This window comes from Mesorhizobium sp. M0910, from assembly GCF_040319465.1.
Taxonomy (GTDB): Bacteria; Pseudomonadota; Alphaproteobacteria; order Rhizobiales; family Rhizobiaceae; genus Mesorhizobium.
The window spans coordinates 1-21,734 of record NZ_JAMYNZ010000014.1 but is presented as its reverse complement, the minus strand read 5'-3'; the positions used below and the strand labels follow the sequence as shown (position 1 = coordinate 21,734).

The window sequence follows — 21,734 nt, the reverse complement described above, 5'->3', positions numbered from 1 at the left end:
CCAGACGCTCCGCAATCAGGGAGTGCTTGATCGGCATAGTGCGGGCTCGGGAATTTGCCGATGATGCTGGAATTGACGGCCGGTGACCAGTCGATGCTGCATGGCGAGCAAGGCTCGGCAGCGGCTGCCGCCATGAAGATCCTGGTCGCCTTCGCGAAGGCGGTCGGCGCGCGCAAGTTGTTGGATATTGCCGGTGCCCATATCGACGGCTGCCTCTATCACGGCCAGGCCAGCCTCGATCTCGTCGAAAGGCTGATCGAGGGCGTCGGCCGCGTTCGGGTGCCGACGACGCTGAATGTCGGTTCGTTCGACCTCATCCATCCCAGATTGGTGAAGATGCCGATGTCGCAAGAAGCGCCGGCGCGACGCCTGATGATGGCGCATCTGGACCTCGGCTGCCAGGCGACCTTCACCTGCGCACCCTATCAGACTCGGTTCCGGCCAAGGTTCGGCGAGCAGATCGCCTGGGGTGAGTCCAATGCCATCGTCTTTGCCAATTCGGTGATCGGGGCGCGAACCAACCGCTATGGCGATTTCATCGATTTATGCTGCGCAATGACCGGACGCGCGCCGGCCTGGGGGCTGCATCTGAGTGAAAATCGACGAGGCCAGATCCTGTTCGAGCTGACTGGCGGTCTCGAGCCCAGCGACGCCCTGTTCGTGGGTGTCGGACTACTTGTCGGGCAAAAGAGCGGCGACCGCATTCCTGTCATATCAGGCCTGCCGCAGCCGCGCGACGAGGACCAACTGAAGGCGCTGGGGGCGGCGGCGGCAACGACGGGCGCTGTGGCGCTGTTTCATGCGGTCGGCATTACGCCGGAGGCGACGACGCTGGATGAGGCGTTGCACGGCCTGGTGCCAGAGGAAAAAATCCGGATCTCTCGCGCTGATATCCGCCATGCGCTGGCCAGGCTGTCGAGCGTCCCCGACGGCGTGCAGCTTGCAGCCGTGTCGTTAGGCACGCCGCATTTCTCCCATGAAGAGTGGATGCGCCTGTTGCCGCTGCTGCGCGAAGTTGCGCCGGGCAGGGGCGTCCCGATCTATGTCAACACAGGGCGTGCCACGCTGACACGACTGCAGGACGAAGGCGCACTGGCCGGCATGGAAGTCTTCGGCCTTGTCCCGGTCACCGACACCTGCACCTATGTCACGTCGATCCTCGAGCGTCTCGACGGCGTGGTGATGACCAATTCGGGCAAATGGGCGCATTACGCACCTGGCAACATCGGTGTCTCGGTGGCCTTCGGCGACATGGAAGACTGCGTCCGCTCGGCCGCGGCCGGCCGCGTCGTGCGAGGCGCGCCATGAAGGCGCCGGCCAGAACCGGTACATTCCACCTTGCCGGCTCCGCACAAGGCCCGGCGCTGGTGCTTTCGCAGGCGCTCAGCTTCTGGGGCGGGATCGACGTCGAAACGGGCGACATCATCGACCATTCGCATCCGGACCTGGGCGGCAATATCGCCGGCAGGATCCTGGTGATGCCGAGCGGGCGGGGGTCGTCGTCCTCGTCTTCGGTTCTGGCCGAAGCGATCCGCAGAGGAACGGCGCCGGCCGGTATTATCCTGGAGCGGCCGGACCCGATCCTTGCCGTCGGCGCCATCGTTGCCGAATTCCTCTACGAAATCAGCATGCCGCTGGTCGTCTGCGACATATCAGGCATTGCCTCCGGCGACCGGATCGCCATCGGTCTGGGCGAAGATGCGCAAGCGATGGTGAGCAAGCTCTAGCCGGCCATCGGTTCCGCCGCGCCCCGCCGCCAGGTCGACGCTGAAATCGAGTTTGGCGTGGCCGTTGATGCGCCAGTTGGCAAAGACGTTGACCAGATCGAAGCCGTCATCGACGAGCGCCGGTTCGTCCGGTTTGCTGCGGTTGGTGCGCGTGATCTTGCCAACGCTGGGATATTGCGCGCCAACGGTGAGCTGGTCTTCCAACATCCTGAAGCCGACGGTCGCCGCGAGCGGTCGAGCGGCGTGTTGTTCAGCGGCTGGCCGGAATAGACGACGCTGACGATCTTGGCGTCGATGAGCGCGCCGGCAAGATTCACAAAACCCAGCCATTCACCTGGGTTCAGATCTCCGGGATGCTCTCCCTGAAGATCACTTGCAGCCTCGGCTGGTGCAGTTCGTAAGGCAATCCCCTGACCGCGTGGGTCAAGGTGTTGAGCGCCTCGCGGGCCTCGACGCGCGGGTTCTGGTCGATGACCGCGTCGAGCGTGCCGTCGAGCAGAAGCTCCTTGGTGCCTTCCGTCACCTCATGGCCGAGAAAGACCGTCGACAGCGCGCGCCCACGTTCCTTCAGCGCGCGGGCGATGCCGGTGTTGCCAGCGCCGACATTGTAGATGGCGGCCAGGTCCGGGTGCCGGTCCAGCAGGGCGGAGGCCTCAGAGTAGGCTTTTTCCCGATCGTCGAGCATTTCGCGCATCTCGACGATCTGCAGATTGGGCGATTCTTCCGTCAGTATGTGGCGGAAGCCCATCTCGCGCTCTTCGTGGCCGCGGTAGGAGAGCGAACCGGCGAACAGCGCGACCTTGCCCGGACACCCTGCGCCCATGAAGCGGTTGAGCAGGTAGCCGGCGAGCCGGCCGGCGGCGCGGTTGTCGATGCCGATATAGGCAACCCTCGGCACATGCAGGATGTCGGAAGCGAGGGTGACCACCTTGACGCCGCTGGCCGAAAGCGAGCGGATCGCCTCGCGCACCGTCGGATGGTCGAGCGCGATCACACCGACGCCTTGCGTCTGCCCGTGCAGTTCCTGCAGCAGACGGGCGAGCCGATCCGGATTGAAGCCTTCGATAGTGGCGACGCGGACGTCGAGGTCAGGCCGCGACTGCGCCTGCGCCTCGATCTGGCGGTGCAGCATCTTGATGAAGGAATTGGTGCCGGCGGGCAGGGCGAAATCGAGCCGTATGACCTCACCGCGCAGCGCGTTGAGCGAGCTCGGATTATTTGAATTTTCAGCGATATAGCCAAGCCGCTGTGCCGTTTCGAGCACGACCTCGCGAGTGCGCGCCCTGACCCCGGCGCGGTTGTTGAGCACACGGTCGACCGTGGCGGCGGAAACGCCAGCTTCCCGGGCTATGTCTGTCAGGGTGGACCGCACTGTCGATCACCTCATTCCAAAATGTGCCAAAGGCGCATCGAGATTACGCATTTCATAGGTCCGATGTCGGAGAGCGGCCTCATCGCCGCTCGCGATTCTGATGGGAAATGATGTAACCGGCCTTGGCCGATCCGCAAGCCGCTGCGCTAGACCAAATTCCGAAGCGGACCAAAGCTGCGAGGTGGGCAGCCTGGTTCCCTCAAATTCAAGCACCGGCTTCAGTGCGAGAGCCTCGATAAACGCCATTTTTCCCGTCCCTTGAGATATTATGATGTGTCTTGATTATTTATGATGTTGACAGCGTTCGTGTAGTGCCGTCAATATCCATCATAAGGGCCGTGGAGGAACAAGGCCCTGAGGGAGGAGTTCCAATGTCGAATTTGATCCGCGTGTCGCGGCGCCGTTTGCTGGCGTCCGGTGGAAAGGCGGCAGTCCTTGTTGCCGCCGCAGGTATCGCGCCGAAATTCATTCGCCCAAGCCGTGCCTATGCGGCCGATGCCCTGGCGCCCGGCATGATCGGCGGCCCGACGGGATTCGACGGCTCGGAGCGCTATCAGTATGGCGCCGACACACCCGAGGGCCGCGCCATCGAGGCAGCCAAGGCGATGAAGGGCGCCGGCAAGGCGCCGACGAAGATCGTGCTCGGCCTGTCCGACGGTTCGATCGGCCAGCTGACGCAGCCGTTTCCGGCGGGCGCGCCGTCGATCAAGGATCTATGGGAGAAGGAAACCGGTATTCCGCTCGAGATCGTCGGTGTGCCCAACGGCCAGGAATTCACCAAGACGATGCAGGACATCTCCACCAAGGGTGGAGCCTACGACATCTACGCGGTCGAATGGAACCGTCTTGGCGACCTCGCCGAAACCGGCGGCATCCTCAAGCTCGACGACTTCGTTGCACAATATAAGCCGGAATGGGACGATCCCGAGCGTGGCTACGTCAACGGCGGCAAGGGCGTGTCGCTGCTCAACCAGTATCGCGGCTCGACCTACGGCGTGTCGCTGGATGGCGATTTCCAGACCTGGGTCTACCGCACCGATCTGTTCGGCGACGCAGCCGAGAAGAAGGCCTTCTCCGACAAATACGGGTATGAACTGGCGGCGCCGAAGACGTGGAAGCAGCATGACGAGATCGCAGCCTTCTTCCAGCGCCCGGACAAGGGCCTGTTCGGCTCGACCGATCTGCGCAACCAGGGCTGGGGCTATACCAATTGGTATCAGCGTTATGTCTCAATGGCTTCGCCCAATCAGTTCTTGTTCGACGATGCCGGCAAGCCGCTGATCAATTCGGAGCAAGGTATCGCGGCGACCAGCGAGTACATTGCGTCGCTCTCGCATCATTCGCCGGATGCGATCTCCTGGGGTTGGCCGGAGCAGTACGGCAATTTCGCCAAGGGCGGTGCGGCCATGACCTGTGCCTTCTCCAACCTGCCGAAATTTCTCGACAATGCCGGCAACAAGGATTCAGCTGTCACTGGAAAGATCGGCTCCATGCTGCCGCCCGGCCGCGAGATCGACGGAAAACTGGTCAGCCGTTCGGTGCTGTGGCTTAACCTGTCGGCGTCGGTTTCCTCGCAAGCCAAGAACCCGGAAGCCTGCTACCTGTTCCTGCAATGGCTGGGTTCAAGCCGCATCTACGCCTGGATGACCGCCAATCCGGGCGGCTATTTCGATCCGTTCCGGCTGTCGGATTTCTCCGATCCGCTGGTTCGCCAGACCTATCACGCCTACCACATGGACGTGGTGCGCGAGACGGTCGCCCGCACCGTGCCCACCATCAACTATCCCGGCGCCACCGCCTTCCACAACGCGCTGGACGAGAACCTCGTCGCCGCGTTGACCAAGGCCAAGACAGCCGAGCAGGCGATGGCCGACACCGAGGCCGAGTGGAAGAAGATTGCCCGCCGGACCGGCGAGGAGAAGCTTCTCGAGGCCATCAAGACCAACAAGGAGGCCTGGCCGACCGTCCTCGATCCGATCGCCTGATCCTCGCAGGATCTTACCAAGGAGGGGAGGAGCGGCCGCTCTTCCCCTCGCCAACGAAGGACCCAGCAAAGCCGCAAGATGAAGCGTTCAGTTCCTTTCGAGATATTCCGCTATGCCGCGATCCTTGCGGCGATGGCGGTGACGCTGGTGCCGATCCTGTGGATGGTGTCGATGGCGCTCAAGCCGATCGCCGAATGGTCGGCGACCGGCGCCGACCTGACCTGGTGGCCGAAGAACCCGACGCTCAGCAATTTCCGCTTCGTCTTCGGGGAATCGACCAACAATCTGATCGTCGCGCTCGACCGCACCGCCCTCAAGCCGATCCTGTCGTCGCTGCTGTCGGCCACGTTCGGCACGGCAATCGCCATGTCGGCGGGCACCGCGGCGGCCTACGGGCTGTCGCGCTTCGGCTCTGGCCAGAACCTGCCGCTGGCGCTGATCCAGCTTCGCCTGTTTCCGCCGATGGCGGTCATGACCCCGGTGATGATCATGTGGGCTTTCCTCAACTTCACCGACAGCTGGTGGGGGCTGTCGCTGATCTATGGCATCGTCACGCTGCCTTTCGCCTTCTGGCTGATGAAGACCTTCTTCGACGACATGCCGCGCGAGATCGAGGAGGCGGCATTGGTCGAGGGCTGTTCGCGGTGGCGCGTCATCACCCGCATCACGCTGCCGATGATGCGCGCGCCGCTGGCCAGTGCGGCGCTGTTCGTCTTCATCCTCAACTGGTCGGACTATCTGATCGCGTTGCTTTTGACGACGCGCGAATGGGTGACGGTCCCTGTCTACATGGCCTCGCTGTCCTCCTCGATGACCGGACAGCTCTACGGCGCCAAGGCTGCTCTCGGCCTGATCGCCGCGGTGCCGCCGGTGATCATGGGCATCGCCATCCAGCGCCATCTGGTGCGCGGGCTGACCTTCGGGGCGCTCAAGCAATGAGCGCGGTGGCAGCGACGATTTCGGAGGGCGACATGCTTGCCTCCAAAGCGGCGTCGGTGTTGCCGGACGAGGGCGCACGGCTCGGCTTCCAGCTGACCCTGCCGGCGCAGATCCTGGTGCTGTTCATCGCCGTCTTCCCGCTCCTGATGCAGCTCTATATCAGCCTCACCGACTGGTCGCCGCTGTCGGGCACCGGTTGGTGGAATGCCTGGTCGATGTGGAACAGTTTCGCCAATTACACCGACCTTGCCGTCGACGCACGCTTCTGGAGCGCGCTGAAGCGCACGGCCATCGTCATGATCGTCTGCGTGCCGACGGAGGTCCTGCTCGGGCTGGCGCTCGCGACGCTGTTTGCCGACGAGTTTCCGGGCAAACGGATCTTCTACTCGATCCTCTTGATGCCGATGATGGTGGTGCCGGCGGTGGCCGGCTACATGTTCTTCATGTTGTTTCAATCAGGCGGCCCGGTCAACGACATCCTGTCGGCGATCTCAGGCTTTCCCGTCACCATCGCCTGGCTGTCGGACCCGACGCTGGCACTCATCGCCGTCATGGTCGCCGACATCTGGCAGTGGACGCCGCTGATGTTCCTGATCCTGCTTGCCGGCCTGGTCGGCGTGCCTGAGGACCAGATCAAGGCGGCGACGCTGCTCGGCGCCAACCCGTGGCAGCGCTTCGTCACCATCGTGCTGCCGAAGATGAAGACGATCATCGTCATCGCGCTGGCGATCAGGGTGATCGAGAACTTCAAGATCTTCGACACGCTTTACATCATGACCGGCGGCGGTCCCGGCGTCGCTACCGAAACCATCTCCGTCTACATCTACAAGCTCACCACCCAGGACTTGATCTGGGGCTATGTGGCGGCAATCGCGCTGGCCATACTGATCGTGCTGTCCATTGCCGCGGTGTTTGCCATGAAACGCATGGCCCAGGTACGCGAGGTGACGGCATGAGCACCATCCATCTGCAGAACCTGGTCAAGAAATTCGGCGACTTCACCGCGCTGAAGACGATGGACCTGGCCATTGCCGACGGCGAGTTCATGGCGCTGCTCGGGCCGTCCGGCTGCGGCAAGTCGACGACGATGAACATGATTGCCGGCATGGAAGAGCCGACCAGCGGCAAGATCCTGTTCGGCGAGCGCGACATGGCCGGCGTGCCGATGGGGCGGCGCGGCGTCGGCTTCGTCTTCCAGAACTATGCGATCTTCACTCATATGAGCGTGCGGCAGAACCTCGCCTACGGGCCGAAAATGCGCGGCGCAGCAAAGGCCGATATCGACCGCCGTGTCGGCGCCATTGCCGAGATGCTGCAACTGACGCCGCTGCTCGACCGCAAGGCCGACAGGCTGTCGGTCAACATATTGCAGCGGGTCGCGATCGGCCGTTCGGCGATCATGGAGCCGGCGATCTTCCTGCTCGACGAACCGCTTTCCAATGTCGATGCCGCCTTCCGGGCGGTGATGCGGACCGAACTGAAGCAGCTGCAGCGGCAGTTCCGGCAGACCATGGTCTATGTCACCCACGATCAGCTCGAAGCGATGACCATGGCCGATCGCATCGCGGTGATGGACCATGGCGTGCTGCAGCAGGTCGGCACGCCACTGGAAGTCTACAACAACCCGGCCAATGTCTTCGTCGCCCGCTTCATCGGCGCGCCGGGCATGAACCTGCTCAAGGGCAGGCCGGCGGAAAGCGACGGTGGCCTAGTCATCGATCTTGGCCCACTGGGGGCGACGCCGCCGCTGCCGGTCGAGATCGCCGATGCCGCACGCCGGATGCGCGGCGAGGTGTTTTATGGCTTTCGACCGGAGCAGGTGACGCTGACTGAAGGCGGCCGTGGCCTGTCGATGCCGGTGAGTTTCGTCGAGCGGATCGGCGCGCGCACCATCATCCACCTTGGCGACGGGGAAACCGCGGTTAAGGCGGTGTTCGACAATGATGTCGGGCTGGCGATCGGGCAGACAGCCGTCGTCGCACCTGCGGTGGAGGCGGTGCGTGTCTTCGACGCCGCCACCGGCCTTGCCTTGAGAGCGGGCTGAGACCATGGCCGATATCGTCTTCCGCAATGTGACCAAACGCTACGGCAACACGCTCGCCGTCGATGACGCCTCGTTCACTGTCAACGACAATGAGTTCTTCTGCTTCTTCGGCCCGCCGCTTTCCGGCAAGTCGACGGTACTGCGCCTGGTGCTCGGGCTGGAAACCCCGGACACGGGCGAGATCCTGATCGGTGGCAAGCCGGTCAACGCGGTGTCGCCGGCCGAACGCAACGTCGCGATGGTCTTCCAGAACCTGGCGCTGTTTCCGCATATGAGCGCGCGCGACAACATCCGCTTTCCGCTGGTCGAACGCCGGGTCGCCGAAGCCGAGATCGAAAAGCGCGTCGCCGACGTCGCGGCCAAGCTGCATATCGGCCATATCCTGCACAAGCCGCCAGCGCAGCTTTCAGGCGGCGAGCGGCAGCGTGTGGCGATTGCCCGCGCGCTGGTACGAGATCCCGCCGCCTATCTGATGGACGACCCGATTTCGGCGCTCGACGCCCGGCTGCGCGAGGAGACGCGGGTCGAGCTGAAGCGCATCCAGCGCGAGCTCGGCAAGACGCTGATCTATGTCACGCACGACCAAGAAGAAGCGATGTCGGTCGCCGACCGAATGGCCATTCTGGACAACGGCAAGATCAGGCAGATCGGCGCGCCGGCCGAGATCTATGACCGGCCGGCCAGCACCTATGTGGCGCGGCTGCTTGGCTCGCCGATGATGAACATACTGAAGTCGGTGCACGGCGCTGAAGGCGTGGAGGCGGCGGAAGGCACGATCCGCATCGCGGACAAGACGGCGCCGGCCGATGCCGTCGAGATCGGACTCAGGCCGGAAGACATCAAGGTCAAGGCCTGGTCGGAGGGGGGCGCGGGCCGCCCGGCGCGAGTGTTCGAGGTCGAGCCGCTCGGCGGCTACACCGTAGTGACGCTCGCCGCCGGGCAGGCGCGTCTGCGGGCGCTGTTGCGCGGCCAGCCGGACATCAGGCCGGACGCGATGGTGGCGATATCCTGCGAGCCGGGCAGGGTGCATTATTTCGGGCAAAGCGGGGGAGCGCTGGCAAGGTGACGGCGGCTGCAAGAAACGAGCTTCGGGAGGAACATATGGCAAGCCAAGAAATGGTCGGCAACGGCTTCGAGCCGGACGTTAAAGTCCGCACCAGGGAATACAGGATCGGCTGCGTCGGCGCGGGTATGATCATGGCCGAATGTCACCTTGCCGCCTACAAGGAAGCCGGTTTCCCCGTGGTGGCGATTGCCTCGCGGACCAAGGCCAGCGCCGAGAAGGTCGCCAAACGCTGGGATATCCCGGCCGTCCACGACACGCCGGAACAGCTCATCGAGGATAAAAACGTCGAGATCATCGACCTTGCCTTTCCGCCCGACCAGCAGCCGGCGCTGATCCGCCATGCGCTGAAGCAGGCACATATCAAGGCGATCCTGGCGCAGAAGCCATTGGCGCTGTCCCTTGAAGAGGCCGTCAAACTGCGCGACGAGGCGGCCAAGACAGGCAAGATCCTCTCGGTCAACCAGAACATGCGCTACGACCAGTCGATGCGCGTCTTGAAGCAGGTCATCGACAGCGGCGCGCTCGGCGACATCGTCTTTGCCCAGATCGACATGCATGCGATCCCGCACTGGCAGAGCTTCCTTGAGGACTATGACCGGTTGACGCTCGCCAACATGAGCGTCCACCATCTCGACGTACTACGCTTCCTGTTCGGCGATCCCCTAGAGATCACCACCCTGACCCGCAAGGACCCGCGCACCCGGTTCGACCATTCGGACGGCATCACAGTGTCGACGATCAAGTTCCCATCCGGTGTACTTGCCGTATCGCTGGAGGATGTCTGGTCCGGGCCGCGCCAGGAGGGCTACAAGGACGACCAGCACATCAACTGGCGCGTCGACGGCACCAAGGGCGTCGCCAAGGGCACCATCGGCTGGCCGACTGGCGCTGCCTCGACGCTGACCTATGCCTCGACCGAGACCACCGGTGGGGAATGGGTGACACCCAGCTGGGACACGAAGTGGTTCCCGCATGCTTTTATCGGCGTCATGGAGCAGCTCCAGCACGCGGTCAAGACTGGCGAGCCGCCGGCGCTGTCCGTCGCCGACAACGTCAAGACCATGGCGCTGGTCGAAGCCGGCTACCGCTCCATCGACAAGGGCCGGACGGTCAAACTTTCCGAAATATCAACTGACTGAGCCACTTACAGGGAGGACTTCACACCATGATGCAGGCAGGTATTTTCACGGGTTATTTTCCGTATGGTCTCAAGGAAACCGCACAGAAGATCCGTGCGCTCGATTTTAACACCGTGCAGCTCGACCTGCATTTTAGGGACATCGACCTGTCGGCCGGACAGATCACCAGGGACAAGGCCAAGACCGTCCGCGATACGTTTCGCGACCACAATCTGCCGATCTGCTGCGTATCGGGTTACACCAACATCATCCATCCGGACCTGGGCGAGCGCGAGCGGCGCGTCGGCTATCTGAAGGAGATCATCCGTAACGCACGCCATTTCGGCACCCCTTACGTGATCTCGGAAACCGGTACCTACAACACCGAGTCCGACTGGGTGCATCACCCGAAGAACAAGACCGAGGAAGGTTTTGAAGAATGTCGCAAGGTCATCGCCGACCTTGCCCAGACCGCCTATGACCACGGCGCGGTGTTCCTGCTCGAAACCTATGTCAACAATGTCGTCGGTTCGGTCGAGGAGACGGTGAGAATGTTCGCGCAGGTCGACCACCCAGGCCTCGGCCTGTTGATGGACCCGACCAACTATTTCGAAACGCACAATATCGACAGGATGGACCAGATCCTGAACCAGGTGTTCGACACGCTGACCGACAAGATCAAAATCGCCCACGCCAAGGACGTCAAGCGTTCTGGCGGCGACAAGTCGGAGAAGCACGCCGACATCGGCGACGAGGACGCGCTGGAGAGCCACACTTTCCGCGGCGTCGGCGAGATCGAGCTGCCGGCGCCTGGCCTCGGTTCGCTGAATTACGACCTCTATCTCAAGCGGCTGGCCGAAAAGCATCCGAACATTCCGGTCATCATCGAGCATCTTTCGGAAGACGACGTGCCGCGCGCCAAGAAATTCCTCGACGGGAAATTCCGCGCCAACGGACTGTGACGGAGCGGTTCGGCTACTAAACAAGGGAGGAAGAGAAATGTTGAAACTCGCGTTGAAAATCGCGGCTGCGGCGATCGTGCTCGCCGGCGTGACCACTGGCTCGGCGGTGGCACAGGATGCCCAGAAGACGTTCTACCTGTTGTCGCATGGCGGCCCGTCGGACGCCTTCTGGATCGACTGGAATGCCGGTGCCACCAAGGCGTGCGACCAGCTCAAGGTGACCTGCAAGATCTCGTTCAGCGGCGGCGACATGGCGGCGCAGAAGGAAGCCTTCACCTCGGCACTGGCCGCCAAGCCGGACGGCATCGCCACCACCTCGGCGCAGCCCGGCCTGTGGACCGAGGAGGTCAAGGCGGCAAAGGCTGCCGGTATCCCGATCGTGTTCTTCAACACCGACGATCCGGCGACCGGCCGGCAGGCCTATGTCGGCGCCGACCTGAAGGAAGCCGGTGTCATCTGGGCGAAGTATCTGGTCGACCACAAGATGGTGAAGCAAGGCGACAAGGTGTTCCTGCCGGTCGAAGTGCCGGGCGCCAGCTACCAGCAGCTCGAGACCGAAGGCATTGCCAGCGTCTTCGATCCGCTCGGCATCAAATATGACGTGGTCGATTGCGGCACCGATCCGGCCGGCATCATCGCCAAGATGACCGACTACATGGTCGCCAACAACCCGCCGGCAATCATCGCGCTCGGCGATTCCGTTGCGGCCAGCGTCAAGCGGGTGTTCGACGGCGCCGGCGTGCCGGCCGGCAAGATCCCGGTCGTCGGCTGGGGCAATTCGAAGGAAACGGCCGAGTCAGTCAAGTCTGGGTTCATCAACGCGGCTGCCTGGCAGTTTCCCTCGGCGCAAGGCTTCATGCCGGTGGCGCTGCTCGGGCTGGCCGCCGCTGGCGAACCGATCGGCTACGACATCCGCACCTTCAGCCTCTACGACGCCTCGAGCGTCGAACCGATCCTGAAACTCTACAACAAGTGATTGGAACTGACGCTCGCCGCGCAGGCGGCGGGCGTCCCCCTGAGATATGGTCGAAGCAGTCATGACAATTGCCGCAGAAGAGGAAATGCCGCGTGCCAAACGCAGGTCGAGCCTGATGCGCTCGCCGCAGTTCTCTTCGCTCGTCATCCTGATTGTCCTGCTGGCGGTATTCGCGATCGCCGACGCCAATTTCCTGTCGCCGCTCAACATCTCCAACATGATGGCGTTTCTGCCCGAGCTCGGCATCATCGCGCTCGGCATGACGCTGCTTTTGACGGCCGGCGAATTCGACCTTTCGGTCGGCGCCGTATTCGGGCTGGCGCCGGTCGTGGTCATGCTGCTGGTGCAGAACGGCGGGGTCGATATCGGCGTGGCGCTGCTGGCCGGACTGGTGCTCTGCATATCGATCGGTGCGATCAACGGACTGATCGTCACCAAGATCGGCATTTCGTCCTTCCTGGTGACGCTGTCGATGCTGCTGGTGGTGCGAGGCGCGGCCCTCTACATCACCCAGGGCTTTCCGCTGAAGTCCTGGGACCAGCCAGGCTTCTTCGTGACGCTGCTGGCCGGCAGCTTTAGTATCGGAACGTTCCGTTTCTATACCTCGCTGTGGTGGTTCATCGGCCTGTCTCTGCTGGCGGTCTATGTGCTGCGCTACGCCAAGCTCGGCAACTGGATCAGCGCTATCGGCTCGAACCGTAACGCTGCCGTAGCGCGTGGTGTGCCGGCCGATGCGGTCAAGATCTGGCTGTTTATCCTGACCTCGGTGCTGGCCGGTCTCGCCGGCATGATCAGCGCCTTCCGCATCTCGGCGGCATCGCCGGTGGCCGGCACCGGCTATGAGCTGGAAGTGATCGCCATGGTGGTCGTCGGCGGCACGGCGCTGACCGGTGGGCGCGGCACCATTTTCGGCACCATCGTCGGCGCGCTGATGCTGCGCAGCATCCGCAACGGCATCGTGCTGATCGGCGTGCCAGGGCTCGCCTACAACATCTTCGTCGGCGTCATCATCCTTGCCATGCTCATCCTGCACGCTTTGCTGCAGAAGAACGCCGCCAGGAGCTGATCATGGAAGTGCTTCGGCTGCAGAACCTGCAAAAATCCTTCGGCAGCGTCCGCGCCCTGAAGAGCGCCTCCTTCACGCTCAACGAGGGCGAAGTGGTGGCCTTGCTCGGCGACAACGGCGCCGGCAAATCGACATTAATCAAGGCGATCTCCGGAGTCTTTCCGGTCGATCGCGGCGACATCTATGTGCGCGGCCAGAAGGTCTCCATCCGCTCGACGCGCGACGCGATGGATCTCGGCATCGAGACCATCCACCAGGACACCTCGTTGGCTCCCGATCTCAGCATCGCGCGCAATCTTTTCCTCGGTCGCGAGCCGGTCAATCTCAAATGGCTTGGCGTGTTCGCGCCGCTCGATCTCGCCCAATTGCGCGATGCCGCCTCGGCACTTTTGAAGCGCGTCGGCATCTCGAAGAAACTCGACGCCGATGCGCTGGTCTCAACGCTGTCGGGCGGCGAGCGTCAGTCGATCGCCATCTCGCGCGCCATGCAGTTCGCCGCCAAGGTCATCATCCTCGACGAGCCGACCAACAATCTCGGCGTCGAGGAAACACACGGCGTACTGCGCTTCGTCAAGGAGGTGCGCGATGCCGGTCACTCGGTGCTTTTGATCACCCACAACATCCATCACGTCTTCCAGGTCGCCGATCGCATCATCGTTATGCGCCGCGGCGAGATCGTCGCCGAGCAGACGGTCGCCGGCACCGATCTGCTGACCGTGGAAAGCATCATCACCGGCGCCGACATGTCGGCCCTGCTGAAGGAGACGAGAGCGAAGTGATGGACGGGAGCAACGTGAAAGAACTGGCCGTCACATGGTAGAGCTTTACGGCAAGACGCTGTCGCGCCGGCAGGTCTCGGAACGCTCGGGCATGCTGTCGCAATTCGCCGGCGTGAGGCTGATGACGCTTGGCGACGGCGTCGAGCGCGGCATCCGTATGCTCGAATTCCGCACCGGCTCCGGCCTGCGCTTCACCGCACTGGTCGACCGGGCGCTCGATATCGCCGATTGCGACTTCAGGGGCCAGGCGATCGGCTGGCATTCGCCGAGCGGCTTTCGGCATCCCGGCCTGCACGAATACGAAGGCGAGGAGGGGCTGGCCTGGGCGCGGTCGTTTTCCGGCCTTCTGCTGACCTGCGGCCTCGACCATATATTGTTCATGAACGAGGTACCGGCCGACACCTACAACTACCCGCCCAAGAAGACGGTGCGCCACTCGCTGCATGGCCGTGTCAGCACCATCCCGGCGCGGCTGACCGGCTACGGCGAGACCTGGGACGGCGACCACTGCGTGTTGTGGGCCGAAGGCATCGTCCAGCAATCGACTGTATTCGGCGAGGATCTGCAGCTGCTGCGGCGCATCGAGGCCGATGTCGGCGGCAACGAGATCCGGCTTTCGGACCGTGTCGTCAATCACGGCTTCAACCGGACCCCTCATATGTATTTCTATCACATCAATGTCAGTCATCCGGTGCTTGACGAGGGATCGCGCTACCTGGCGCCGATCCGCGACGTCGTCTGGGCAGGCCATGCCGGCGAGCGCTATGAGGCGCAGAAGGTCGGCTACCGCACGGTGCCGGCGCCGCAACCGGGATTCAAGGAACAGGTCTGGCAGCACGAACTCGGCGCCGACAGCACCGGCCAAGTCCCGGTGGCGGTGGTCAACGACAGGCTCGGCCTCGGTTTCGAGGTGGTCACGCGCAAGGACCAGTTGCCCTGCGCCTATCAATGGCAGAATTTCCAGGCCGGACAGTACGCGCTTGGCATCGAGCCGTCGACGCATCATGTGCTTGGGAATCTGGCGGCGCGCGAACGCGGCGAGATGATCTGGCTGGAGCACGCCGAGAGCCGCACCTACGATGCGGTGTTCCGGGTTCTCGACGGTGCCGGCGAGATCGCCGCCGCCGAAAGCCGGATCGCGGCGATTGCCAGACAGCCGCAGCAGGATTATCCGCAGCCGTCGGGCCGTTTTCCTGTTCTTGGAGGCAGGTCGTGATAATGGCGAACAGGATACGAGACACCAGTCGGGAGGCTGGCTCCGGCCGGAGCGGGGAGGGCTCGCGGCCGATCGGGAATTGGAGGTCACAATGGCGGGCACGGTAAAGCGCGATTACAGCCTGGTCGGCGAAAGCACGCGCAGGGCGATCGAGACGGGACTGGCCTCGGCGGAGTGGTACCACACGGATGTCCCCCGCAAGGCGATCAAGGAGTTGATGCAGCGCTCGGACGGCCCGGCGATCCGCGACACGATCATCTGGATCGTCGCCATCCTCGGCTCGGCCGCCGGCGCCATCTATTTCTGGGGTACCTGGTGGTGCGTGCCGTTCTTCTTCGTCTACGGCGTGCTCTACGGCTCGTCCAGCGACTCGCGCTGGCACGAATGCGGCCATGGCACGGCCTTCCGCACGCGCTGGATGAACGATGTCGTCTACCAGATCGCCAGCTTCATGCTGATGCGCAACCCGGTGACCTGGCGCTGGAGCCATGCCCGCCACCATACAGACACGATCATCGTCGGGCGCGACGCCGAGATCGCCGTGATGCGCCCGCCGGACCTTTTGCGTGCGGCGCTGGCTTTCACCGGCATTCTCGATTTTCGCTATTCGCTCCCGGCACTGGTACGCCAGGCGTTCGGCAAGCTGACGCCCGACGAGAAAAGCTACGTTCCCGAGATGGAACAGCACAAGGCCGTCATCGCGGCGCGCTGGCACATCGCCATCTACGTTGCGACGATCGCGCTCGCCATTTTCATAAGGTCGTGGATACCGGTGGTGCTCATCGGCGTGCCGCGCCTCTACGGCACCTGGCACATGGTGATGACCGGCCTGCTGCAACACATCGGTCTGGCCGACAACGTCGTCGATCACCGGCTCAACACCAGGACCGTATACATGAATCCGATCAGCCGGTTCATCTACTGGAACATGAACTACCACGTGGAGCATCACATGTTTCCGATGGTGCCTTACCACGCGCTGCCCAGGCTGCACGAACTGATCAAACACGATCTGCCGGAGCCGAACCCGTCGATATGGCATGCCTATCGCGAGGTCTGGCCGGTCCTGCTCAGGCAACTCAAATACGAGGATTATTTCCTCAAGCGCGAACTGCCGCCAACGGCTAGGCCCTATCGTGGCGAGTTCCACGAAGTGAACATGTCGGCGGCGGCTGAATAGGCACCGCAGCAGCGCAACGCAGAAATTTCGGGAGAAGCAGAGATGGCCGATTGGGTCGAAGCGTGCGCCGTGGACGATGTCGACGAGGAAGACGTCATCCGCTTCGACCATGGCGGCCGCACCTTCGCTATCTACCGTTCGCCGGACGATGAATTCTTCGCCACCGATGGGTTTTGTACGCATGAGAAGGCGCATCTGGCCGACGGGCTTGTGATGGACGACATCATCGAATGCCCAAAGCACAATGGCCGCTTCAATTACAAAACCGGCCAGGCCAAAGGGGCTCCCGTCTGTGTCAATCTGCAGACCTATTCCGTCAAGGTGGAAGCTGGCAAGGTGATGATCCAGATCGCCTGACCGGCCTTCTGTCACGTAGCAAAGGGGACCAAAATCCATGAGCCGGAAAAGACCGACCGTCGCAGACCTGCGTGCCATGAAGGGCAAGCGGCAGCTGACGATGCTGCGCGTGCTGACGATGGACGAGGCCGAGGCCGCCGAACGCGCCGGCGTCGATATCGTCTCGGTACCGCCGGAGCTGGTGCTCAATCCGCAATACCGCGATGCGGCACCCAGCCTGTTCACCATGCCGGGCGAGAATTTCTTCGAGATCGGCACCGCAGATGATTTCGTCCGCTGGGCGTTCCGGCTCTACAAGGCCAGCGCCGATGCGGTCTATTGCAGCGCCGGCTACGCCACCATCAAGCGGATGGCCGACGATGCCATTCCGGTAATCGGCCATGTCGGTCTTATCCCGTCACGCGCCACCTGGACTGGCGGCTTCAAGGCCGTCGGCAAGACCGCCGATACCGCCATGCAGGTGTTCGAGGCGGTGAAGCAACTGGAGGCCGCCGGCGCGATCGGCGCCGAGATCGAGGTGGTGCCGGTCGAGGTGGCCAAGGCGATTTCGGAACGGACGTCGCTGATCATGCTGTCGATGGGGGCGGGCACCGGCTGCGATGCGCAATACCTGTTCGCAGATGACATCCTTGGCCAGAACCGTGGCCACATGCCGCGCCATTCCAAGGTCTATCGCAATTTCGCCGCCGAATACGATCGCCTGCAGGCCGAACGCATCGCCGCCTTTTCCGAATATGTCGCCGATGTGAACAGCCTGGCGTATCCCGAAGACAGGCACGTCGTGCACATGGACCCGGACCAGCTCAGCCTGTTTATGGAGAAGATCGAAGCCGCATGAGACACGCCGCCTGCGGCGCGAAGCGCCATCGCGGATCGTAAAAGGCCGGTTCGGCGGCAGGGCCAGGTCATCGCATAGCCGGCTGCGATGCCACACGAAAGTTTGTTGGTCCCTGTCTGGACGGCACCGGCCAGACGCTGTTGAAACCGGTGCGTCATCGGTTTGCCGGACAATTGTGCGGCTGCCGATGGAGCGGGTGAAAATTCCCTTCGGATAGTTCTGCGCATGACCGCCATTCCCGAAAACGAAGCCTTGCCGGAAACCGCGACGGCGCGGCAAGCCCGGCGGGTGGCGCTGATCGTCGCCGTCGCCTTTGGCGGCAGCTTCTGGATTCGACCATCATCTCGACCTCGCTGCCGCAGATGGGAGAATCCTTCGGCGTGGCGGCGGTGGCGATGAGCATCGGCATCACCGTCTATATGCTGACCATGGCGGTGTTCGTGCCGCTGTCCGGCTGGCTCGCCGACCGTTTTGGCGCGCGCAACATCTTCCTCGTTGCGATCGCCCTGTTTACATTGGCCTCGCTCGTTTGCGGCATCTCGCAGAACCTGGCCGAGTTCGTTGCCGCCCGCGCGGTGCAGGGCCTGGGCAGCGCGCTGATGACGCCGGTCGGCCGCATCCTGGTGTTGCGCAATGCGCCGAAATCCGAGCTTCTCAACGCCACGGCGCTGATCACCTGGCCGGCGCTGTTTGCGCCGGTGGTCGGGCCGGTGCTTGGCGGCTTCATCACCACTTATTTCTCCTGGCACTGGAATTTCTTCATCAACATCCCGCTTGGGGTTGCCGGTTTGGCGCTGGTCGCCCGCTTTATTCCCGGCGACCGCGAAGCCGGAGCCAAGCCGCTCGACTGGCCGGGCTTCCTGCTGACCTCGGTGGGGCTCGCCTCGATGCTCTACGGCCTCGAGCGCATCGCGCATCAGCAAGACGGTGCCTTGCCAACCGTGGCACTGCTCGGCACGGGCATTTTGGTCGGCTGGCTGGCGGTGCGGCATCTGCGACGCGCCAACCATCCGCTGCTCGATCTCACAGCTTTCAAGGTGCAGACCTTCGCCATCTCGACGCTGTCGGCCGGCACGATTTTCCGGATCGCCATCAACGCCACGCCGTTCCTGCTGCCGCTTTTGTTCCAGGTCGGCTTCGGACTGAGCCCAATCGATGCGGGCATGATGATCCTGGCCTATTTCTTCGGCAATCTCGGCATGAAGGCGGTGACGACGCCGACGCTGAGGCGCTTCGGCTACCGTTCGGTGCTTATCGTCAACGGGGTGATCGCCTCCTTGTCGATCATGGCCTGCGCGGCGCTTTCGCCGCAGACACCGCAAGCGTTGGTGGTGGTGCTGATGCTGATCGCCGGACTGTCTCGTTCGATGCAGTTCACCGCGCTCAACACACTGGCCTTCGCCGATGTGGCCTCACCGCAGCGCAGCTCGGCGGCGACGTTATCCAGCATGCTGCAACAGGTGGCGATGCTGTTCGGCGTGGCGGTCGCCGCGGCGCTGCTCAACCTGTCGCAGATCGCCAGGGGCGCGGCAGCGCTCGATCTCGTCGACTTCCGCCTTGCCTTCCTGGCGATCGGCGCAATCGGGCTCGCCGCCTCGTGCCGCTTTCTGGCGTTGCCGAACGCTGCCGGCGCCGAGGTCTCGGGCCATGTTTTGCGGAGCTGAAATCGGCCGCAGTTGTCCGTCCTGTGTCGGCGGAGGCGGGGAGCTTTTCCTTCTCTCCTTGGGGGAGAAGGTGGATCGGCGCGTAGCGCCGAGACGGATGAGGATATTGGAGAAATGTGATGCGCAAATATCGAAGAATTTAAAGTGCTTACGTCTTCGAGGTAGCGATCCTTGCAGCACCCCTCATCCGACCGAGCTTCGCTCGGCCACCTTCTCCCACAGGGGAGAAGGAAAGAGCGGCGCTACACCGGCCGATATATCTTCTCCGCCGTGTTCCAAAAGACATCCGCCTCGGCGGTCGCGCCGTGTTTTGCCACGGCCTGCCGGTGCGCCCTGATCAGCTCGCCGTGGCTGGTCCACAGTTTCTCGATCGGGAAGTTCGAGCCGAACATCAGATGGTCGCTGCCGAGGATGTCGATCGCGTTGTCGACGACATAGCTGATCAGCCCCGGATCGTTACGGTGGACGAAGGTGCCGAGGCCGGACAGCTTTGCGTAGAGGTTGGGCGCCGCTGACAGCGTGCGCAGCCCTGCCTTCCAGGCCTCGGTGGTTTCGGGCTCCATGCCAGTCAGCATGCCGGCGTGGGTGAGAATGAAATTGGTCTCGGGGTTCTCGCCGACGAGCGTCAGCCCATCCTTCATCTGGGCGGGGAAAAGCTGCAGGTCGAAGGACAGGCCATAATCCCTGAGTCGCGCGACATTGGCCCGCACCTTCGGGTCGATGACCTGATCGGCCGAGGCGGCGAAGCGGAAGGCCGGCGTTTCGTGCCAGTGCAGCTGCATGCGCACGCCGCGCAGCAGAGGGTATTTGATCAGCCGGTCGATCTGGGAACGCACGTCGTTCACCGTCATGTCGGCATAGCCGACGATGGCGTGCGGCCAGCCGGTTTCTTCCGCGGTCTTCTGCAGGAAGGCGACCTCGTTCTCGAAATCCTCCTTGGCCCAGTTGGTCTGGACATAGACCGCCTTCTCGACGCCCGAGCCTTGCTGGTCGGCGAGGAATTCCTCGATCGGATAGTCGCGGCGGATCGGCTCGTAGGGGCCAAAGATGCGCGGGACCATCGGCCCGACCAGCCACGGCTGGTCCTTTTGGCGCCAGATGTGGAAATGCGCGTCGATCGCCTTCTGCATCACGAAACCCTCTTCCAGATTGCCGCGGCCACGGGGGCGGGGCGGGCGAGCGACAGGATGAAATCGGTGAGGCCCGCGATGGACGAGCCGTCGACCAGGTCGTCGAGCATCGGCAGGATGGCGCGAAGTGCTGCCGTTGCCGGCTGGAAACGCGGATCGCCGGCCAACGGCGTCGCCAGGGAGAGTCGGAAGGCGCGGGCACTCAGCCGGCGCATCGCCATTTCCAGCTCGGCATGATCGCCCCGCTCGAGCGCATCCGACAGGATGACGATTGCCGCCCCGCGTGCAAAGGCGGAGAAGCGCGGCACCGAGAGGAAGGCTAGCAGCGTTGGACCCATGCGGGTGCCGCCGTCCCAGTCGTCGACCTGGGCAGCGGCGCGGGCCAGCGCCTGGTCGCGGTCGCGAATACGCAGCGCCGAGGTGATGCGGGTCAGCCGTGTGCCGAAAGTGAATACCTCCGCCCGGTCGGCGCCTTGCACCGCCGCGTGTGCCAGCTTGAGATAGTCCGATGTGTAGTGCTTCATCGAGCCCGACACGTCGATCAGGATGAGAAGCTTGCGCGGCACTGTCTGCCGCCGGCGCAGCAGCGGCGAGGGGATATCGCCGTCGGCGCTGACGATTTCGCGCAGCGAGCGGCGCAGGTCGAGCTTGCCGCGCGCATGTGTGCGCACGGTGCGAAAGGACCGGCGGGCGGGCAAAGCGGTGGCGAGTTTGCGGCGGAAGGCGGCAAGCCCGTCGCGATCGCGCTGGAACTCGCGGACGCTCAACTGTTCGCTGGCCGAAGACAGTTCGCCACCTTCCTCCTGGCGGACCACTTCGATTTCTTGTTTGCTGGTTTTGCCGTCGTCCTTGATGCGAGCTTCCTCGTCGGCGTCGCCTTCGACCAGCGCCGCGGCATCCCCATAGAAATGGCTCCGGAAATGCGCCTCGAATTCGTCGCGGCGGTCGGGCGGCGGCGCCAGCGTGGCGAGGGCCGCTTCGCGGATGTCGGCCATCGAGCGTGGGCCGAGCAACGTAACCGCCTGCATGAAACCGGAGACCTGCTCGGGGGCGATGGCGAAGGCGTGGCTGCGAAGCAACCGGGCGAAGCCGAGGAACGGCGTGGTCGCACGGGGCAAGCTTTCCGGACGCATCATTCCTTCGCGCCCCCCTCTGTCCTCGCGGACATCTCCCCCTCAAGGGGGTGTTTGGACCGGGGACATCGCGAACAGCTGTGCGAGGACATCGCGAACAGTTTGCCATCCTATCGTTGGCTTGCATTGAGGTCGATGGTCTGGATTTTCTGGTGGCGGAAGTAGGCATCGAAGACGCCATC

20 protein-coding genes and 1 pseudogene are annotated in these 21,734 nt (G+C 63.3%); 17 read left to right on the top strand and 4 right to left on the bottom strand.

Translation table 11 applies throughout. The features are described from left to right. Positions 1 to 60 precede the first annotated feature (60 nt). Both NKH78_RS27125 and NKH78_RS27120 read left to right on the top strand, forming a co-directional pair. Positions 61 to 1,308: an aconitase X gene (locus tag NKH78_RS27125; RefSeq protein WP_352740632.1), complete on the top strand. Its 1,248-nt coding sequence runs from the start codon at positions 61 to 63 to the stop codon at positions 1,306 to 1,308. After that, positions 1,305 to 1,727, top strand: a complete 423-nt coding sequence (locus NKH78_RS27120) for an aconitase X swivel domain-containing protein (RefSeq protein ID WP_352778883.1) — start codon at positions 1,305 to 1,307, stop codon at positions 1,725 to 1,727. Before NKH78_RS27125 ends, NKH78_RS27120 begins: the two co-directional genes overlap by 4 nt. Here NKH78_RS27120 and NKH78_RS27115 read toward each other — a convergent pair. Next, positions 1,653 to 1,934, bottom strand: coding sequence for a hypothetical protein (locus tag NKH78_RS27115; protein WP_352884790.1), 282 nt, complete (start codon positions 1,932 to 1,934; stop codon positions 1,653 to 1,655). The two genes, NKH78_RS27120 and NKH78_RS27115, sit on opposite strands and share 75 nt — an antisense overlap. A gap of 133 nt (positions 1,935 to 2,067) precedes the next feature. Beyond that, on the bottom strand, positions 2,068 to 3,099 hold the full coding sequence (locus NKH78_RS27110; protein WP_352740626.1) for a LacI family DNA-binding transcriptional regulator: 1,032 nt from the start codon (positions 3,097 to 3,099) through the stop codon (positions 2,068 to 2,070). Positions 3,100 to 3,470: 371 nt separating this feature from the next. Here NKH78_RS27110 and NKH78_RS27105 point away from each other — a divergent pair, with 371 nt between their 5' ends. From NKH78_RS27105 to NKH78_RS27035, 15 genes and pseudogenes are all read left to right on the top strand, one after another. After that, on the top strand, positions 3,471 to 5,084 hold the full coding sequence (locus NKH78_RS27105; RefSeq protein ID WP_352705195.1) for an extracellular solute-binding protein: 1,614 nt from the start codon (positions 3,471 to 3,473) through the stop codon (positions 5,082 to 5,084). Positions 5,085 to 5,162: 78 nt separating this feature from the next. Further along, positions 5,163 to 6,023: a carbohydrate ABC transporter permease gene (locus tag NKH78_RS27100; RefSeq protein WP_352740625.1), complete on the top strand. Its 861-nt coding sequence runs from the start codon at positions 5,163 to 5,165 to the stop codon at positions 6,021 to 6,023. Then, on the top strand, positions 6,020 to 6,979 hold the full coding sequence (locus NKH78_RS27095; protein WP_352705191.1) for a carbohydrate ABC transporter permease: 960 nt from the start codon (positions 6,020 to 6,022) through the stop codon (positions 6,977 to 6,979). The genes NKH78_RS27100 and NKH78_RS27095 overlap by 4 nt, the downstream gene beginning before the upstream one ends. Beyond that, complete coding sequence (locus NKH78_RS27090) at positions 6,976 to 8,067, top strand: ABC transporter ATP-binding protein (protein ID WP_352740623.1); 1,092 nt, start codon at positions 6,976 to 6,978, stop codon at positions 8,065 to 8,067. The genes NKH78_RS27095 and NKH78_RS27090 overlap by 4 nt, the downstream gene beginning before the upstream one ends. A gap of 4 nt (positions 8,068 to 8,071) precedes the next feature. After that, positions 8,072 to 9,133: an ABC transporter ATP-binding protein gene (locus NKH78_RS27085; RefSeq protein ID WP_352740621.1), complete on the top strand. Its 1,062-nt coding sequence runs from the start codon at positions 8,072 to 8,074 to the stop codon at positions 9,131 to 9,133. 50 nt (positions 9,134 to 9,183) lie between these two features. Next, positions 9,184 to 10,272, top strand: a complete 1,089-nt coding sequence (locus tag NKH78_RS27080) for a Gfo/Idh/MocA family protein (protein ID WP_352740658.1) — start codon at positions 9,184 to 9,186, stop codon at positions 10,270 to 10,272. 26 nt (positions 10,273 to 10,298) lie between these two features. Next, positions 10,299 to 11,213 carry a sugar phosphate isomerase/epimerase family protein gene (locus tag NKH78_RS27075; protein ID WP_352475473.1) on the top strand — a complete coding sequence of 305 codons (915 nt, stop codon included), beginning with the start codon at positions 10,299 to 10,301 and terminating at the stop codon, positions 11,211 to 11,213. 37 nt (positions 11,214 to 11,250) lie between these two features. Next, positions 11,251 to 12,189, top strand: coding sequence for a sugar ABC transporter substrate-binding protein (locus NKH78_RS27070; protein WP_352778891.1), 939 nt, complete (start codon positions 11,251 to 11,253; stop codon positions 12,187 to 12,189). 61 nt (positions 12,190 to 12,250) lie between these two features. Continuing rightward, positions 12,251 to 13,255, top strand: a complete 1,005-nt coding sequence (locus tag NKH78_RS27065; RefSeq protein WP_352740617.1) for an ABC transporter permease — start codon at positions 12,251 to 12,253, stop codon at positions 13,253 to 13,255. After that, positions 13,252 to 14,034 (top strand): ATP-binding cassette domain-containing protein, encoded by a 783-nt coding sequence (locus NKH78_RS27060; RefSeq protein ID WP_352740656.1) that lies wholly within the window; start codon positions 13,252 to 13,254, stop codon positions 14,032 to 14,034. Before NKH78_RS27065 ends, NKH78_RS27060 begins: the two co-directional genes overlap by 4 nt. Positions 14,035 to 14,068: 34 nt before the next feature. After that, on the top strand, positions 14,069 to 15,250 hold the full coding sequence (locus NKH78_RS27055) for an aldose 1-epimerase family protein (protein ID WP_352740615.1): 1,182 nt from the start codon (positions 14,069 to 14,071) through the stop codon (positions 15,248 to 15,250). Positions 15,251 to 15,341: 91 nt separating this feature from the next. Beyond that, positions 15,342 to 16,430 carry a fatty acid desaturase family protein gene (locus NKH78_RS27050; RefSeq protein ID WP_352475469.1) on the top strand — a complete coding sequence of 363 codons (1,089 nt, stop codon included), beginning with the start codon at positions 15,342 to 15,344 and terminating at the stop codon, positions 16,428 to 16,430. Positions 16,431 to 16,472: 42 nt separating this feature from the next. Continuing rightward, positions 16,473 to 16,787, top strand: coding sequence for a MocE family 2Fe-2S type ferredoxin (locus tag NKH78_RS27045; RefSeq protein WP_352740613.1), 315 nt, complete (start codon positions 16,473 to 16,475; stop codon positions 16,785 to 16,787). A 37-nt stretch (positions 16,788 to 16,824) separates the two neighbouring features. Continuing rightward, positions 16,825 to 17,625, top strand: coding sequence for a 3-methyl-2-oxobutanoate hydroxymethyltransferase (locus NKH78_RS27040; protein WP_352740611.1), 801 nt, complete (start codon positions 16,825 to 16,827; stop codon positions 17,623 to 17,625). A 225-nt stretch (positions 17,626 to 17,850) separates the two neighbouring features. Continuing rightward, positions 17,851 to 19,289 (top strand): annotated as a pseudogene (locus NKH78_RS27035) (DHA2 family efflux MFS transporter permease subunit). Between the two features lie 242 nt (positions 19,290 to 19,531). Here NKH78_RS27035 and NKH78_RS27030 read toward each other — a convergent pair. Together NKH78_RS27030 and NKH78_RS27025 are read right to left on the bottom strand one after the other, a co-directional pair. Continuing rightward, complete coding sequence (locus NKH78_RS27030; RefSeq protein ID WP_352740655.1) at positions 19,532 to 20,419, bottom strand: amidohydrolase family protein; 888 nt, start codon at positions 20,417 to 20,419, stop codon at positions 19,532 to 19,534. Continuing rightward, positions 20,419 to 21,555, bottom strand: coding sequence for a vWA domain-containing protein (locus NKH78_RS27025; RefSeq protein WP_352740609.1), 1,137 nt, complete (start codon positions 21,553 to 21,555; stop codon positions 20,419 to 20,421). Before NKH78_RS27025 ends, NKH78_RS27030 begins: the two co-directional genes overlap by 1 nt. Positions 21,556 to 21,734 lie beyond the last annotated feature (179 nt).